Below are 15,241 nucleotides of genomic sequence, written 5' to 3' on the forward strand. Positions count from 1 at the left end.
TCAAACAATTGAAAGAACTTCTTTGGCCGCCCGAATTCCCTGGTAAAAAGCCTCTTCGAAAATTGAGAGGCCACTCAGATCGGAGTGCGCAAAAAACAGACGATTTGCAATCGGTTCGGCCGCCTGCTTACGCTCCGCTCCCCAAACAAAACCTGGTGTTGGCGCAATCATCCCATGCCCCCATACCCAAATATCAGCTTGTGAAACATAAGACGTAATGGTTGGATGTGCCTGCTCAAGCTCGTCGAGAATTTGCGTTAGCCATTGCTCATACGAAGTGCTGTAGGCTTTCCTACGCGCAACGTCGGGTTCATCGACACTAAGTGGCTTGTAATACGTTATTACCTTGTGTGGGCTATCCTTCATGTCCTGGTGGTTAGCCGTGATATACCCAACCGAGGCTGTATCATACAACACATTATCCCAGCAAAGTGGCATGCCCCGCCCCTGCGGAAGCCCTTCGACGGTTAAATTAGCCACTACCCAAGGCGCATACTGAAAGCCATTTATTTTACTGCGCTCAGGAGCAAGATTTTGCACGATATGTTTGGTAATGAACTGAGGTGTTGCCAGAATTACCTTGTTCGCTTCAATAACCACGTTCTTGTTTAACGCCACATCGTACGCCCGAACGATCACACCTTTGTCATTTAACCGCAAATCATAAATCAACAAATTCTGTCGAACTGGCGAATTACTTTGGCTTCGGAGATGATCCGCTAAAAAACCGTTACCCTGAGGCCAGGTTAGCACCGACGACGCGTTGGCATTGGCCGCTTGTCCCTTGCGGGACGAAAAGTAATGAATACCTGCCCAGGCGGACGTTGTCTCTATGGTAGCACCATAGTCATCGCGGCAGCAGTAGTTCAGGTACCAATGAAGATAGGGCGACGTAAATTTCTCCTCTGCTAAATAGCTGGCGAACGAGATCTGATCAAGCTGGCGAAAGCGTTCATCAGCAGATGAAGAGTCGAGCGGAATGGTGAAGGCATCAAGACCATCGGCCCCTTTAGCTACTTTAAACTCATCGACGACTTGAAAGAAACGTCGGATCTGTTCTTTGTCGCTTTCGGGTACGCCTGCTTCCGGCACTAATCCCTCCTGCCAGAAGCCATTGATAAATAGTCGTTCCTCAGGGTCGTGGCACAGGAAGTACTCGTTATAGACAGGAAACCCTTCCGTATTCTTACCTGTAATCACCTGGATCTCCTCCAGAAAACGAAGCAGTTCCTGGTTGCGTAGGTCAGGTATTGGCAGATAATGGGCTCCATACGGATACGCTGATACGTTATTCTGTCCATACGTTGCGTTACCTCCGGTTCGCTCATCCATTTCAACCAGTAATGTGTCGCTGATTCCCTGCTGATTTAGCCAGCGACGGGCCGATAAACCGGCAACACCGCCCCCCACAATGAGGACATCGGTCGAGAGTTTGTCAGACACAGGCAGCTTGAACAGTTCAGCTGGTCTGCGTAGCCGATGTCCTGCCTGGTGATTGGCCCCAATCATACCCCCACGAATATGGCTGATCGAACGAGATGATGCACAGGATGGTACTATTGCCCCTCCTGCCAGTAAGGCGGCCATACCTACACTGGCTTGAGTCAGGAAGGTACGGCGATCGAGTGCATCAGCGTTATTGTCCATAAGGTGCCCACTCTTCTTCGAACGACTGAACCAGAACCTGGTTGTTTAACTTATTGACCTCTGTTGGTACTTCGGCCATATCAGGTGGGAAGTATAACATATCGCGAATCGTCGATGGGCTCACGTATCGCAAACCTTTAGGCAACGAGCCGCCCACCCGCCAGTGTTGATTACGTAAGGCCAGCACATAACCCCATTCGCCGAATGATGGAACATAGGTGTGGTATGGAATAGTCTGGAAACCTACTGCGGCTAACGTATTACGGATGCACCAGAATGATTTCCGCGCGACATAAGGTGACGTCGATTGCACAACAGTCAGTCCATCGGGAGCCAGTCGCTTTTGCAGTTCGGCATAGAATGTCGTGCTATACAACTTACCAATGGAGTAGTTCGATGGGTCAGGAAAATCAACGATGATAACGTCGTAGCGGGACGTATCCTGCCGTATCCACGTAAACGCATCGTTATTGATAATCTGTACTTTCGGCGATAGCAGTGAACGATTGTTGAGTTTGACCAAGGTTGAGTTTTGCTGGAATAACTTGGTCATGCCAGGGTCTAAGTCGACCAGACGTATGCGTTCAACCTGTGGGTACTTTAGTAGCTCTCGCACAGCCAGTCCATCGCCCCCACCCAGCACCAGAATATGTTTGGCCGAGGGTCGGGCCTGCATAGCCGGATGCACAAGTGCTTCGTGGTACCGGTACTCGTCGGCGGAGCTGAATTGCAGGTTTCCATTTAAGTAGAGCCGAAGTTCCCGTTTGTTACGTGTGAGCACGATACGCTGGTAAGGCGTGCTTTTACTATAAATCACGGTGTCTTGAAACGCGACTCCTTCGGCATACGTCATAATTCGTTCGGCATAGACAAAGCCTGCAATAAGTAAAGCAGTGGATGCCATCATGACAAAGCTAAAACTACGACGAAACGGCCGGGCCTCATTAAAGCGATATAGCAAAAAACCGGCTACACCGATGTTCAACAGCCCAAAAAACAACGATGTCCGAATAAGTCCCAGCTGTGGAATCAGAACGAGCGGAAAGATCAACGACGCTAACAGAGCACCGATGTAGTCGAAGGTGAAAACGCGTGAGACAAGGTCCTTAAACGTAAGCTGGTTTTCTAGTATCCTCATGAGAAGCGGAATTTCCAGTCCTACCAGGATTCCGGTAAGCCCCACTAGCGTATAGAGAATTATTCGGAATGAGGCTACGTACTCAAACAACACAAATAATAGCGGAGCGCTGCATCCACCAACAATGCCTACCAGTATTTCAATGCGGATAAACCATTTGAGTAGGTTACCATCGAGGTATTTTGACAGCCACGACCCTATTCCCATGGAGAACAGATAGACGCCAATGATCGTCGAAAACTGCGTGACCGAGTCGCCCAATAGGTAGCTGGCCAGCGTCCCCGCTACGAGTTCGTAAATGAGCCCACAGGTTGCAATAACAAACACCGATACCAGCAGCAGCCAATGCAAGGGCTTTAACCCCGGCTGGACTTTTACCGGTTCTTCTTCACTAACCATGAATGGCTGAACTAATGATAATCGACACGGCAATCATGAACGCAGCCGCCAGAATGGCCAGCGCAACGTTCTGTTCATCAACGATCTTTTTCCAAAGATTTTCCGGCGCAACTTTCTCGATAATTACGAAGCAAACAACCAGAATGATAACGCCCAGTAGGGAGTAAACGATAGACGCTGTAATGTACTTAAGTTCCATGCGGGATTAGGTTATTTATGATAAAATCTAGAATAGCCATGTCCACCCGAGCGACCGGAGCTTCCGTAGTAGCCGTTTGAACTTTCCTTACTTTCATTGTCATCGCCCAGCAGACGCGTTCCGGTAAAACCGGCCCAGGTAAACACGCCTAGAGCAACGACCGCTGCCAACAGGTAATAGTTTACTTTCCGTATCTCGTTCAACATCGTCAATTATCGGAGTTATTCGTGAAATCGCTGTTTGTCCAACGTCGGGATTCGAACATAAGTCGACGACAGTAAAGAAGTATTGGGTAAGCAGCCAGGATAGCCAGCATAAAAAGGATATTGCCCCAAATCAGCGACGTCTGCCGAACGGTTAGGGAAAATGACGCAAAATGTCCGGCTTCCGTGGCGGGATAGATATTAAGGTGATAACGCCCAGACGGAATACGAGCCAGGACCGCATCATCGTCCCGACTGCCCTCTGACCAGCTTTCGCCACTTTCTACACCATAGTAGTACTCAAGCGTCTTCGCGAATTCATAAGTTCTTCCCGACTGCTCATTAATGAGATTTACAGATAACTCAACCCATTGATTGTTGAGATCAGAATGCATATCGAACAGCAATGCGGTTGGCCCATCCACCTCAAACGACGACGTAACAATGGGTTTCGCACTGCCCAAGGCTGTCTGAGCTGAGTCGGCCTGGGTTTGGTACGTAGCGCTCAGTAGCTGCTTCGATGGCCTGGTAAAGCTAATGACTAGCTGAAGCAGGATTAAGACAGCACCTATCAGGCTCATAGCCGAGAATGCGGTTCTTAAACGACCTTCCTCATCCGCAGGCTGAACCGCTCCTATGCCATATTGACGGGGCAATGCATCGACAGAGATAGCAAAGGCTGTAGCTAGTTCATCCCGCGAAATATGTTGCCCCGTGTACCAGTCAGCCCGGTTATTGGCCTGCTCACTAACTAATATATAAGGCGGATTGATGTATTCCGAAATAGACAGCTTTTCGTCTTCCAGAATGTGCCAATCAAACTCCCCTACTGCATATAACACCTTGGGGCGATACCGGTTGTAGAGTCGATATTGGCGCTCTGCCGCATCAACGTAATACACGTTGCCGTTGCCATGATACTCTTTATAGGTCTTCTTTGTTGGCTCGATGTACATCCAATGCCCATCAAACTCGGCTAATTGCACATACTGGCCATCTTTCCTTAACAAGATATATTCTAGCCAGCTGTACGAGGCTTCTGCTTCTTTCTTATGCATGATGCCAACTACGCGTACAAACTGTCCATGCAGGTATCCTTCCGTCCCTATTGGCAGGGTAATGGCAGGGCTTTTTTCGAAAAACGAAGCTAAAATCTTGGGAGGTCCCTCATGTTCATACTCGAAAAAGGTATGGCAGGTTGAACAACCGTAATAGGAACTACCAGATACGTCATAGTACGTAATGGTTGACTGACAGTTAGGGCAGGCAAGCGTGGCCGATGAAGGCGTCTGACCATAAGGAGCCGGTTCAGTCATCGCGTTAGTTCCTGTTTAGTAAGCTCGGTAGCAGAGAATTGAGTCAATACATCCGCGTAAAACTGACGAGCTTTCGCGGTATTGTCCCGCATATAATTCGATAGAAATACATCGAATGTGGCAATACCCAACTCCGGCCAGGTATGAATAGATACGTGCGATTCGGTTAAGCAAACGATTGCCGTGTATCCTCCATTCGGAAAAGCATGATAAACTTCACCAACCTTGGTCAATTCCAGCGTATCAATGAGTGTGTCAAACACGGTCTGACAAATAGCCACATCGCTGAGATTCTCGGCTGACGAGGAAAAGGTTGATAACAGGTGCAGACCCGGGCGGTATGCTGTCATGGTTTAGGCTAGCGAATCACAATGAAATATAGCAAGGCAAATGTATTCGCAGCGAGGTCCGAATCGACAAAAATGGGAGTATCGGCATAAGTACTGTGTAATCGGCAAAAAAAAGCCAGACCGAGTTAAACTCGGTCTGGCTTTGAACAAGAAATCTGTATGAATTACAGCGTACGTTTCACTTCTTTCAGTTCGAAGCTTTCGATAACGTCACCAACCTCAATGTCATTGAAATTTTTGATACTCAAGCCACACTCGTAGCCCGATCGAACTTCGTTCACGTCATCTTTGAAACGTTTCAGCGCGCTGATCTCACCGGTATGTACGACAATAAAGTCGCGGATGATCCGAATTTTGTTGTTCCGCTTCAGGAGGCCGTCAGTTACGTAACAACCGGCTACGGTACCTACCTTACTAATTTTGAACACCTCACGTACTTCAACGTTACCAACGATCGCTTCCTCCACAGTCGGTGCCAACAGCCCTTCCATAGCGTCTTTTACTTCGTTGATCGCATCGTAGATGATCGAATAGAGTCGAATTTCGATCTGCTCCTGTTCGGCCAGACGGCGTGCACTGGAGGATGGACGAACCTGGAAGCCGACGATAACCGCATCAGAGGCTGACGCCAGCAGAACATCCGATTCAGAAATCTGCCCCACCGCTTTGTGGATGATGTTCACCTGAACCTCTTCCGTCGAAAGTTGTAGCAACGAGTCAGACAACGCTTCGACAGAACCATCCACGTCACCTTTCACAATCACGTTCAGCTCTTTGAACGTACCAATCGCTTTGCGTCGGCCAATCTCTTCGAGCGTAATGTGCTTGCGGGTACGTAACGTTTGCTCACGAAGAAGCTGCTCACGCTTGTTAGCGATTTCACGGGCTTCTCGTTCGGTTTCCATTACGTTGAACTTATCGCCTGCCTGCGGAGCGCCGGGCAAGCCCAGAATCTGCACAGGTGTTGATGGACCGGCTTCTTTAATACGTTCGCCACGGTCATTGGTCATGGCCCGGATGCGACCGTAGTGCGCACCTACCAGCATAATGTCACCCTGACGAAGCGTACCGTTCTCTACCAGTACCGTTGATACGTATCCACGGCCTTTGTCGAGCGAGGCTTCAATAACGGTACCCAGTGCCCGACGATCGGGGTTTGCTTTGAGTTCGAGGAGTTCGGCTTCCAGCAAAACTTTCTCAAGCAGATCGTCAACGCCCATTCCGGACTTCGACGAAATTTCCTGAGCCTGGTATTTACCGCCCCATTCTTCAACAAGCATGTTCATCGCTGCCAGTTCCGTACGGATCTTTTCAGCGTCTGCACCTGGCTTATCAACTTTCGAGAACGCAAACACAATAGGCACACCCGCTACCTGAGCGTGGTTAATAGCCTCCCGCGTTTGCGGCATGATGCTATCGTCAGCGGCAATCACAATGATAACTACGTCCGTTACTTTCGCACCCCGTGCCCGCATGGCCGTAAAGGCTTCGTGACCCGGTGTATCCAGGAACGTAATCATCCGGTCGTCGTTGGTTTTCACGCTATATGCACCAATGTGCTGCGTAATCCCCCCGGCTTCACCAGCGGCTACTTTGGCCCGACGGATGTAGTCAAGTAAAGACGTTTTACCGTGGTCAACGTGACCCATGATGGTTACAATCGGTGCGCGTGGCTGGAGATCCTCCGGCTCATCGGCTTCAACGACAACACCGGCTTCGGTTTCGTCTTCAGCCGAAATGAACTGAACATCATAGCCAAATTCATCGGCAATGACCGTGATGGCTTCGGCATCTAACCGCTGGTTGATCGATACGAACATACCCAGGTTCAGACAGACCGAAATAACTTCATTAATTGACACGTCCATCAACGAAGCCAAATCATTGGCCGATACGAACTCGGTTACTTTCAGTGTTTTTGCTTCAAGTTCCTCCTGTTCGTTTAACAACCGGCGGTCCTCCTCCCGTTGGTTCCGACGATCGCGTCGACGGTCAGCACCCCGGTTCGGCTGATTACCCTGCATCCGGGCGTTGGTCTGCTGAATTGCTTTCCGAACATCCGCCTGCGTTGGCGCTTCGCGACGATTACCACCGCGGTTGGCATTGTTGCCACCTCCCCGGTTCTGATTGTTACCGCCGTTCCGGTTATTACCACTGTTGTTCGCATTACCCTGGCCTCCCCGGTTGGCGTTGTTACCACCTCCCTGGCCCTGATTCGGCGTATTGCCTCCAGCCCGGTTATTCGGTGCTTGGTTCCGGTCACCCTGCGGACGGTTTCCGTCGCGCTGACCAGCCGCCTGATTCCGATCACCCTGCGGACGGTCACCCTGAACGCGGTTAGCGGGTCCACGATCCCCCTGCCCATCGCGTGGGCCACGGTCATTGCGCGTATTATTTCCGCCCTGACCTTGTGGTTGTCCACCCTGCTGGTTCGGTTGACCAGTGCCACCTACGGCACCTTCGCGACCTCCACGAATGCGTTTCCGCTTCTTCTTATCGGCATTGCTTCCGCCACCTCCCTGACGGGGGTTGTTAACGGGCAATTCAATTTTACCTAAAATTTTCAGTCCGCCTAACTGGTGGCTACCCGCTGCCCGAATGGTTTCGGTTTGTTCAGCGGGTTCATCAGCCGGTGCCGGAGTGGCAGGTTTAGCCTGCGGAGTTTCTACTTTAGGCTGCGGCCGCTGCTCGGCAGGACGATTTTCCTGACGGGGTTGCTTGTTTTCCACAGCCGTCGGATCAACAGCTGGTTTCGGCGCTTCTGCCACTGGTGTAGCCGCTTTAGCTGGTTCAGCCTGAACCGGCGGTTGCGGCTGCGCTGGCTTCGGCGTTTCAACCACTGGGGCCTCGGCCTTAGGCTGCACAGGCACTTCGACCGGACGCGGTGTAGACGTAACGGACGGTGTCGGTGCTACTTTTGCTTCAACAGGTTCGGCAGGCGCTGGTTTAGGCGCTTCTACAGGAACCTGCGGAGCAACAGGCTTAGGTGCCTCTATAGGGGCTGTTTCCGCACTACCCGTCGTAGCGCGACTTTCAACCGGCTTAGCTGCTGGTGGCGCTGGCTTCACCTCCTGAGGAGTTGGAGCCTTGGCTTCCGGAGCTGGCGCTGGTTTAGGCGTCGGCTTCGCGTTTAAATCAATCTTACCAATGACTTTCAAACCAGGAAGGCCTGTTTGAACATGTTGTGTAGATGGCTGCGGCTCGCTTGCAGGAGCCGGTTTCGGTGCGTCTACAGGGCCGGCAGATCGGCTCTGATCAGCTTTAGCGTCCACAAGGGGACGACCTGCGTCATCACGACGGTACAAAATAACATCTTCCTCCTGACGACGCGGTGGCTCAGCGACCGCAACCGACGGTTCGGACCGGCGAGCTCCGTTCAGGAGTTCCGTAGATTTATACTCCTTCGCTAACACCTCCAACTGTTCCATGTTGAGTTTGGTGTTAGGGTTACTATCGACCTTAAACCCTTTGGCAGACAGACGACTCACAACCGAGGATGTCCCCGTGTTGAGAATTTTTGCCACTTGGCTTAGGCGCATTGACTTATCTTCTGCCATACGTTCGGTCTATATTCGGCAAATTTAATGGTTGTTGATATGGTATGAACAACAGTTAGTGCAATAAAAATCCCTCAATTTAGAGATTGAGCCTTGAATAAAGATAAATGAAGAACGAGACTGCCCTTTATATCTCTTTGTTCATGCTAAACTCGTCAATCAAAACTTATTCAAACTCCTGGCGCAGGATGCTCAGAATCTCTTCAACAGTATCTTCCTCCAAATCAGTTCGACGTACTAGTTCTTCTTTGTTTAAAGCAAGTACGCTCTTCGCCGTATCGAGTCCTACTTTACGCAGTTCCTCAATCATCCACTCGTCGATTTCATCCGAGAACTCCATCAGGTCAACGTCTTCGTCGTCCTCCTGACCTTCGTTATCGCGGAAGACGTCAATCTCCATATCGACTAACCGCCCGGCCAGTTTGATGTTTTGACCGCCTTTCCCAATGGCCAGCGATACTTGATCAGGTTTCAGGAAAACAGATACCCGTTTGGCTTCGCGATCAATCTGCATCGAACTGATCTTAGCTGGGCTCAGCGCCCGACTAATCAGCAGTTCAAGGTTTTCGGTGTAGTTGATTACGTCGATATTCTCGTTGCCTAACTCGCGAACGATACCGTGAATACGTGATCCTTTCATCCCAACGCAGGCCCCTACCGGGTCGATGCGATCGTCGTACGATTCAACGGCAACTTTAGCCCGTTCACCGGGTTCACGAACAATCTTCCGTATCGAAATTAAACCATCGTAAATTTCGGGGACTTCAATTTCAAACAGGCGCTCCAGGAATACGGGCGACGTACGGGACAACACAATTTTAGGGGTACCGTTGATCATCTCAACGCGGCTGATTACGGCTTTTACGGCTTCGCCCTTGCGGTACCGATCTTTAGAAATCTGCTCGGTACGCGGTAAGCTCAACTCGTTGTTTTCCGAATCGACCAGGATGATTTCGTGCTTTAACAGCTGATAAACTTCGGCACTGACCAAATCGCCAACCTGATCCTTATATTTCTGATAAAGGAGTTCTTTCTCCATGTCCTTTATCTTCTGGATCAGCGTCTGACGGGCTGTTTGTACAACCCGGCGCCCAAAATCCTCCAGTTTTACTTCTTCGGCAACCTGCTCGCCTACTTCGAAGTCGTCCTGTATCCTGCGCGCTTCAGCGAGGGGAATTTTGTCGTAGTCCCAAATATCTTCGGAGTCGTCGTCCACGATTTCGCGCGTACGCCACATCTCCAGGTCACCGCTCTCGGCATTGATGATTACGTCAAAATTTTCGTCAGTACCGTATTTTTTACGAATCATCGTCCGGAAGACTTCTTCCAGAATGGCGATCATGGTGGGCCGATCAATATTTTTCGACCGGGCGAAATCGGCAAACGATTCGATTAATAATCCACTGGTCATTTTTATTGGTAGTTTACAGGTATACGATTTCTCTTTCCTGATCCAGACGCTGTGTTGGTAAACGGCTGAAGACTGAAACGGTATACTATTTGAATGAGATTTCTACGTTCGCTTTCTTAATCTGCTCGAAGGCAATCGGTGTGGGGCCAATTGGCGGGGCTTCGCTCGTTAATTCAGCTTCTTTCTTCTTTTTACTCTTTGACTTCTTTTCGGCTTCCACATCCAGCACAATGTGGTCGTCAGCAACCGACTCTAACTTCCCTTTTCGGGTAGTGCCATCCGTTAACGTAACAACCAGCTGACGCCCGACATTCCTGACGAACTGGCGCGGAAACGTCAGTGGGTAGTCAACGCCGGGCGAAGAAACTTCGAGCGTAAACGCGGATTCGCCGAAAAAATTTCCTTCGTCCATGTCAACACCTAACCGTCGACTAATATCGGCGCACTCGTCGATGGTTATGCCGGTGTCACTATCGAGCAGGATCGTTACCTTAATACGGCCGCCCTGCCGACCAACAACCTGAACATCAACAATATATAAATCGCCACCGTTCAGGTAGGGCTGCAAAAGTTCAATGATACGTCCTTTGTCGTCCATAAGCTAGGGCTAACAAAAAAGGGAGTCGCACTCCCTTTTTTGATCAACGCTATATGGTTTTTATGCCACAAAGATAATACGTTTCAGCTTGGATAGCAAGACCCCGGCGAGGGGGAGTTATGGGCATTCCGGTCATTATGCTTTATTTTTGGCCCCAACGAGGCATCCACCTCCGTCTGATGATCGTATGACCGTAAAAACCCGCGTTGGCCAGCTCATTACCTATTTCTTCCGGTCGTTGTTGTGGTCGTTCAACTTGCTGCTGGCATTATATACAGGCCTGACGTACTGGTTGCTGTATAGTCTACCAACGGAACATTGGCTAGCGGGAATGATGATGATTGCCTTACCGATCAGCTGGCTGGCCAATCTGGGATTTGTTCTTTTCTGGCTTACCTCGCGGCCCTGGCGGAGCTGGTTATCTGGCTTAATCTTACTCGTCGGTATTATCTTGTTCGGCTCCCGAACCTTTGTCTGGCATGAGCCAGTCGAGTTTGCGGGCAATGGCAAACCCGTAAAAGTGTTTAGCTACAATGTGCAGTCGTTTAACCTGGACAATCCCTGGGAGCGTTACCACAGTTCGCCCAGGGCCCGGCGCATTATTAACTACGCCATACGGTACGAAGCTCCCATCAAATGTTTCCAGGAGTTTTATAACTCAACGGCTATCGAAGATTATAACGTAGTAGAACGGCTTAAAAAGGCGGGTTACCCCTACTCGGTCTTACTGCACCCCGACTATGCAATGGTAGAAGATGGTCCGATCGGAGCGGCTATATTTTCGGTATATCCTATTATCCACTCCGGCCGCGAAAGTTTCGACGGGTTTAATGGAATCGTATGGGCCAACATCAAGATTGGTAACGATACCATCCGGGTGATCAATATTCATTTGCATTCGATGGGAATTCGGGTGGGGCGTGTGCTCCGGCAGGGTGAGTTAGAGGGAGTTAAGCACGAAACGCACGGTGTGCTCAGCGCGCTACGTACCGGGTTCATTGAACGACGCGACCAGATCGAGAAGGTTCAACGGCACATTCGGGAAAGCCAATACCCTGTCATTATAACTGGTGATCATAACGATACGCCCTATAGCGTCGTATACGAGCGCATGCGCCGTATACTTCCCAACAGCTTTGAGGATGCCGGGCGTGGCTTTGGCTTTTCTTACAATAAACTTCCGGGCTTCATTCGAATCGACCACCAGTTTCATGACCCTAAGATTCCGGTGTTGGCCTTCGAGACGATTAATTATATCAGTTACTCAGATCATTACCCGATTGTAGGTACGTATCTGATCAAGTGATGCAGTAAGGAATTTGTGAAGACATCTTGTTTCCTTTCCCACTAAGGGTGTGCATTAACCCATTGCTCACCGTCCGTAAACACTTCTTTCTTCCAGATCGGTACAGTTTGTTTGATGGTATCGATTATATAGCGACATGCGTCAAACGCTTCGGCCCGATGCGCGGTTGTTACGCCAATTAAAACGGCAATTTCACCAATCCCTAAAGTTCCCTTCCGGTGGACAATCGTGTAGCTTATTATGGGCCAGCGCCGGTTTGCTTCGTCCGCGATTTTCTGCATTTCCGAAATAGCCATGCGGTCGTACGCTTCGTATTCAAGCCGGTCAACGGCCCGGTCCTGCGTATTGTCACGTACAACGCCTAAAAACAGATCAATAGCTCCTCCCTGTGCCGATTGAAGGTATTGCAGCGCTGCCGCTACGTCGATGGGATCAGTGGTAATCGCAATCATAAATTGAGTAAGGCTGGTGAGATGAACAGGCTAGAGCAGTCGTATATGAACTACTTAGTGATGGCCACTTGTAAACTTATTTACCCTCCGCTAACGGGTGGAATGAGGGCAATTTCATCGGTGCCCGAAAGCACCTGCTCCGCTTCAGCATACTCGCCATTAACGGCTACTAATAGTGATCGGATACCAGCCACAGCCGGATACTGCTGGTGAATTTCGGTCAATAAATCATGCACGCTGGCTCCGTTTGGGAGTGGCACAGTAACCATCGACTGCCCCGTCAGGTCACGCGTAATGCCAAAAAGCAACACAGATACGGTATTCATAGATCAAAATAAAGGGATGGACAGCGATTAGTCAACTCCATCTGACAGCAAACTAAACAAGAAAGCCACCGTCAGTATGGCAGTGGCTTTCTTACGTTTGGCGGATGTCCGCCGAATTATTTTGAGTTATCGAGTTTACGCTCGGCTTTTTTCAGGCTCCGGTCGGTTTTGTCGAGCGCCTTATTCGTACCGTCTTTAACATCTTCTTTAGTGTTTCTGGCGGCCCTTGACACTTTCCGACCGGCTTTTTTGGTGCCATCTTTTACGTCCTCGGCTGTATTCTCAGCAGCGTTTCCGATTTTATGACCTGCCTGCCGGGTTTCCCGGCCGATTTTATCACCAGCTGCATCAGCGGTACGTCCCGCCTGCCGGGCTGTTTCTTTAGCGTTCTGTTTAGTATCCTGTGCCGTGGCTACAGCAGCCGAAAAGACCAGCGCAGCAGCCAGTATCATGAGCTTTTTCATATCTGTTGAGTTTGTTTATCCAATACTCAACGTATAACCCTCAGCCGTATAGATTGTTTGTCCAGTTAGCCAGCCAGTACCTCAGTTTATTCTTTGTGCTTGAACACTTTCACCTGATACACGTAATCCTGCATCCGCTTTATCTGCTGTTTACGAGGTAAACGAGCCAGCGTATTTTTGCGGTTTAGATGCAGAGGCAGCCCCTTGAGGGAATCCGTTGGAATACCGCTAAGTGTTTCGAACAGATAGTTCGTTTTCACGGCGAAACTAACGCCCTCGGAGGTGGTTTGCTTGCCGCTAATGATACCAATTACGTTACCTTGCTCATCGAGAAGCGGACCACCTGAATTGCCCGGATTGACATTGATAGCGACCTGATACGCTGTGGTATCACCCCGGTATCCTGTACCCGAGCTCAGATACCCTTCACCGTATACAATTTCCTCGCGTGGATAGCCCAGCGTGTATACACGTTCGCCTAAGTCCGAAGAGCGGACTTCGAAACTATATGGAACAGGTGGTAATGAGCGAAACGCACTATCATCGCAAAGTTGAAGGATCGCCAAATCGTGCGACTGATCGGTATGAACCACGCGTGCTTTATAAACCTCACCCTTCGCGCTTTGTACGTATACTGAATCAGCGTCCCGTACAATGTGATTATTCGTCACAAAATACCCATCGGCAGTCAGTAGAAAGCCCGATCCAGCTACCTGCGCCGGATTCACCGTTAACGCCCGACCACGACCGTTAAAATCGCTGAGCAGTTTTCGCTGTGATGACCTCACCGCCTGAATCTCTTTACTCAACAGTCGATATTGCTGCTCTTGCTCTTGATGGCTTTTCTGGTAGGTACGATACAGAAAAATAGTACTGAACGTAGTAACCACTGCTGCTGTGGCGGCTACAGCCAGGGTCGTACGGTACGTATGCCATAACGTACGCAATTGGCTTGGCCGATTAATTTCCGACGAATAGAAGTCAGCCTCCTGCCGCATCGCGTCGGCATCCATCGCGGCATGTACTGCCGCCAGGCGCTGCTTGAATTGAATGCGCTCTCCGTACGTTCGGAGCGCCATTTCAATATCTTTTTCCTCGTTCGTTTCCATTTTTTATCCAGGTATGGTAGTCCGTTTTTGGTCGAAACCCAAGGGCTGCTTAAGCCAACCGAAACCGGGTGATCGTTATTGTTTGTACTCCGAAAAAAACAATCGCTTCAACCGCATTAAACATTTGTATTTCTGCGTCTTAGCATTGTCAGCGTTGGTATACCCAAACTTTTCTGTAATCTCCTGCATGCTCAGATGCTGGATGTAAAAATCGTCTAACAGCGTTCGGCAGGGTTCACCAAGCCGATCAAGCGAATCGGCCATCAACTCGAACTGCCGATTGCGCTCTTCGTGATCAATCAGATCGTCGTCGATTTGCCGGATGGCGTCTTCGTTCTCCGCAGCGAACTCAATATCCCGCACCATAAACCGGCTTCGTTGCGCCAATTGCTTCAACCACAAGCGCCTGCCAACTGAATACAAATACGTTTTCAACTGGCAATGCAGCTCAAGCGATCCACTTTTTACTTTCTCGTATAAAACGACCAGAGCTTCCTGGTATATGTCTTTGGCGTCATCTTCGTTACCACTGTTGCTGGTAACAAAATGCAGTACCATCGGGAAATACCGCCGATACAGTTGGGTTAGTGCATCGTCGGATCCATCAGCTAAACCCGCCAGCAACTCGCTATCTGTTAATACGGGCCGCCTACTTTCCTTCATCGCGTTGGGTCATTACTTAATACCGGAAACGTCATTGACGTAACCCAAAAAAAATTTAAAAAATGTTGGGTTACCTTTCTCCCTATGGAGTATTAACGTTGAC

General features: G+C 49.7%; 15 protein-coding genes. 1 reads left to right on the forward strand and 14 read right to left on the reverse strand.

Annotated elements, in window-relative coordinates; genetic code table 11:
- The 9 genes from ACYVIY_RS11330 to ACYVIY_RS11370 form a co-directional block, all read right to left on the reverse strand.
- Positions 1-1,647, reverse strand: coding sequence for an FAD-dependent oxidoreductase (locus ACYVIY_RS11330; RefSeq protein ID WP_460976458.1), 1,647 nt, complete (start codon positions 1,645-1,647; stop codon positions 1-3).
- Complete coding sequence (locus tag ACYVIY_RS11335) at positions 1,637-3,184, reverse strand: polyamine aminopropyltransferase (protein ID WP_460976459.1); 1,548 nt, start codon at positions 3,182-3,184, stop codon at positions 1,637-1,639. Before ACYVIY_RS11335 ends, ACYVIY_RS11330 begins: the two co-directional genes overlap by 11 nt.
- Positions 3,177-3,383, reverse strand: coding sequence for a DUF350 domain-containing protein (locus tag ACYVIY_RS11340; RefSeq protein WP_460976460.1), 207 nt, complete (start codon positions 3,381-3,383; stop codon positions 3,177-3,179). Before ACYVIY_RS11340 ends, ACYVIY_RS11335 begins: the two co-directional genes overlap by 8 nt.
- Positions 3,384-3,394: 11 nt before the next feature.
- The gene (locus ACYVIY_RS11345) at positions 3,395-3,589 is read right to left on the reverse strand and encodes a hypothetical protein (protein ID WP_460976461.1); all 195 of its coding nucleotides are present in this window, start codon (positions 3,587-3,589) and stop codon (positions 3,395-3,397) included.
- Between the two features lie 2 nt (positions 3,590-3,591).
- Positions 3,592-4,902, reverse strand: a complete 1,311-nt coding sequence (locus ACYVIY_RS11350) for a DUF4178 domain-containing protein (protein ID WP_460976462.1) — start codon at positions 4,900-4,902, stop codon at positions 3,592-3,594.
- On the reverse strand, positions 4,899-5,252 hold the full coding sequence (locus tag ACYVIY_RS11355) for an S-adenosylmethionine decarboxylase family protein (RefSeq protein ID WP_460976463.1): 354 nt from the start codon (positions 5,250-5,252) through the stop codon (positions 4,899-4,901). Before ACYVIY_RS11355 ends, ACYVIY_RS11350 begins: the two co-directional genes overlap by 4 nt.
- A 164-nt stretch (positions 5,253-5,416) precedes the next feature.
- Positions 5,417-8,809 (reverse strand): translation initiation factor IF-2, encoded by a 3,393-nt coding sequence (gene infB / locus ACYVIY_RS11360; RefSeq protein WP_460976464.1) that lies wholly within the window; start codon positions 8,807-8,809, stop codon positions 5,417-5,419.
- A gap of 166 nt (positions 8,810-8,975) precedes the next feature.
- Entirely contained in the window at positions 8,976-10,220 is a 1,245-nt protein-coding gene (nusA, locus tag ACYVIY_RS11365) for a transcription termination factor NusA (protein ID WP_460976465.1), read from the reverse strand.
- An 85-nt stretch (positions 10,221-10,305) separates the two neighbouring features.
- A complete protein-coding gene (locus ACYVIY_RS11370) occupies positions 10,306-10,818 on the reverse strand; it encodes a ribosome maturation factor RimP (RefSeq protein ID WP_460976466.1) in 513 nt (170 codons plus the stop codon).
- A gap of 187 nt (positions 10,819-11,005) precedes the next feature.
- Here ACYVIY_RS11370 and ACYVIY_RS11375 point away from each other — a divergent pair, with 187 nt between their 5' ends.
- Positions 11,006-12,124 carry an endonuclease/exonuclease/phosphatase family protein gene (locus ACYVIY_RS11375; RefSeq protein WP_460976467.1) on the forward strand — a complete coding sequence of 373 codons (1,119 nt, stop codon included), beginning with the start codon at positions 11,006-11,008 and terminating at the stop codon, positions 12,122-12,124.
- Positions 12,125-12,165: 41 nt separating this feature from the next.
- Here ACYVIY_RS11375 and ACYVIY_RS11380 read toward each other — a convergent pair whose 3' ends face one another.
- From ACYVIY_RS11380 to ACYVIY_RS11400, 5 genes are all read right to left on the reverse strand, one after another.
- On the reverse strand, positions 12,166-12,576 hold the full coding sequence (locus ACYVIY_RS11380) for a molybdenum cofactor biosynthesis protein MoaE (protein WP_460976468.1): 411 nt from the start codon (positions 12,574-12,576) through the stop codon (positions 12,166-12,168).
- Between the two features lie 80 nt (positions 12,577-12,656).
- Positions 12,657-12,902, reverse strand: a complete 246-nt coding sequence (locus ACYVIY_RS11385) for a MoaD/ThiS family protein (RefSeq protein WP_460976469.1) — start codon at positions 12,900-12,902, stop codon at positions 12,657-12,659.
- 116 nt (positions 12,903-13,018) lie between these two features.
- Entirely contained in the window at positions 13,019-13,366 is a 348-nt protein-coding gene (locus ACYVIY_RS11390; RefSeq protein WP_460976470.1) for a hypothetical protein, read from the reverse strand.
- Between the two features lie 86 nt (positions 13,367-13,452).
- Entirely contained in the window at positions 13,453-14,475 is a 1,023-nt protein-coding gene (locus ACYVIY_RS11395; protein ID WP_460976471.1) for a S1C family serine protease, read from the reverse strand.
- 75 nt (positions 14,476-14,550) lie between these two features.
- Positions 14,551-15,138, reverse strand: a complete 588-nt coding sequence (locus ACYVIY_RS11400) for an RNA polymerase sigma factor (RefSeq protein WP_460976472.1) — start codon at positions 15,136-15,138, stop codon at positions 14,551-14,553.
- Positions 15,139-15,241: the final 103 nt, after the last annotated feature.

Source organism: Spirosoma knui, assembly GCF_054780635.1.

Coding starts and splice junctions, on each gene's coding strand:
- ACYVIY_RS11330 (WP_460976458.1), bottom strand. CDS start 1,647: ATGGACAATAACGCTGATGCACTCGATCGCCGTACCTTCCTGACTCAA.
- ACYVIY_RS11335 (WP_460976459.1), bottom strand. CDS start 3,184: ATGGTTAGTGAAGAAGAACCGGTAAAAGTCCAGCCGGGGTTAAAGCCC.
- ACYVIY_RS11340 (WP_460976460.1), bottom strand. CDS start 3,383: ATGGAACTTAAGTACATTACAGCGTCTATCGTTTACTCCCTACTGGGC.
- ACYVIY_RS11345 (WP_460976461.1), bottom strand. CDS start 3,589: ATGTTGAACGAGATACGGAAAGTAAACTATTACCTGTTGGCAGCGGTC.
- ACYVIY_RS11350 (WP_460976462.1), bottom strand. CDS start 4,902: ATGACTGAACCGGCTCCTTATGGTCAGACGCCTTCATCGGCCACGCTT.
- ACYVIY_RS11355 (WP_460976463.1), bottom strand. CDS start 5,252: ATGACAGCATACCGCCCGGGTCTGCACCTGTTATCAACCTTTTCCTCG.
- infB (WP_460976464.1), bottom strand. CDS start 8,809: ATGGCAGAAGATAAGTCAATGCGCCTAAGCCAAGTGGCAAAAATTCTC.
- nusA (WP_460976465.1), bottom strand. CDS start 10,220: ATGACCAGTGGATTATTAATCGAATCGTTTGCCGATTTCGCCCGGTCG.
- ACYVIY_RS11370 (WP_460976466.1), bottom strand. CDS start 10,818: ATGGACGACAAAGGACGTATCATTGAACTTTTGCAGCCCTACCTGAAC.
- ACYVIY_RS11375 (WP_460976467.1), top strand. CDS start 11,006: ATGACCGTAAAAACCCGCGTTGGCCAGCTCATTACCTATTTCTTCCGG.
- ACYVIY_RS11380 (WP_460976468.1), bottom strand. CDS start 12,576: ATGATTGCGATTACCACTGATCCCATCGACGTAGCGGCAGCGCTGCAA.
- ACYVIY_RS11385 (WP_460976469.1), bottom strand. CDS start 12,902: ATGAATACCGTATCTGTGTTGCTTTTTGGCATTACGCGTGACCTGACG.
- ACYVIY_RS11390 (WP_460976470.1), bottom strand. CDS start 13,366: ATGAAAAAGCTCATGATACTGGCTGCTGCGCTGGTCTTTTCGGCTGCT.
- ACYVIY_RS11395 (WP_460976471.1), bottom strand. CDS start 14,475: ATGGAAACGAACGAGGAAAAAGATATTGAAATGGCGCTCCGAACGTAC.
- ACYVIY_RS11400 (WP_460976472.1), bottom strand. CDS start 15,138: ATGAAGGAAAGTAGGCGGCCCGTATTAACAGATAGCGAGTTGCTGGCG.